1 protein-coding gene is annotated in these 914 nt (G+C 52.3%); it reads left to right on the plus strand.

What is annotated here, in order from left to right:
• On the plus strand, positions 1 to 914 hold a 914-nt coding region (locus tag C0K55_RS25700; protein WP_123058172.1), incomplete at both ends, for an autotransporter outer membrane beta-barrel domain-containing protein.

The raw sequence follows: 914 nt of genomic DNA on the forward strand, positions 1-914 counted from the left end.
CCTGTAACACCAGAACCCCCTGTAACACCAGAACCGCCTGTGACACCGGAGCCACCTGTTACGCCATCTGTTCCACAACCAGAACGAAAACATCTGTATCGCCCGGAAATTGGCAGCTATCTGGCCAATATTCAGGCGGCAAATACGCTGTTTAATACCCGACTGCATGACCGTCTGGGGGAAACACAATACACCGACCTGCTGACCGGCGAGCAGAAAGTGACCAGCCTGTGGATGCGTAACATTGGCGGGCATAATCGCTTTAAAGATCGTTCGGATGAATTGAGCACCCAGAGCAACCGTTATGTTCTGCAACTGGGCGGCGACCTCGCACAATGGAGCAGTAATGACCTTGATCGCTGGCATCTCGGCTTAATGGCTGGCTATGCCAACAGCAAGAGTCACACCCATTCCAACCTGACCGGGTACAGCTCACGTGGGCAAATCGACGGCTACAGTGTGGGGGTGTATGGCACCTGGTACGCTAACGAAGCGGACAAAACCGGGACTTATGTTGATAGCTGGTTGCTCTATAACTGGTTTGATAACACCGTCTCCGGCGAGTACCTGCCGGGTGAGAAATATCACTCTGACGGCATAACCGCTGCCATTGAAGCGGGTTATACCTTCCGTCTTGGTGAAAGCGCCGATGCGCGTACCAGCTACTGGTTGCAGCCAAAAATGCAACTGACGTGGATGGATGTGAAGGCAGACAATCATACTGAAGACAATGGCACTCTGGTTGAGGACAGCACCGAAGGCAACCTGCAAACGCGTCTGGGGGTGAAAGCGTATCTGCAAGGCCATAATGCTCTTGATGAGCATAAAGAGCGTTCCTTCCAGCCTTTTGTGGAAGCCAACTGGATTTATAACTCCCGCAATTACAGTGTGAAGATGGATGGCATCAGCGATGA

The sequence above is a fragment of the Escherichia sp. MOD1-EC6098 genome (assembly GCF_002965865.1).
GTDB lineage: Bacteria > Pseudomonadota > Gammaproteobacteria > Enterobacterales > Enterobacteriaceae > Escherichia > Escherichia marmotae.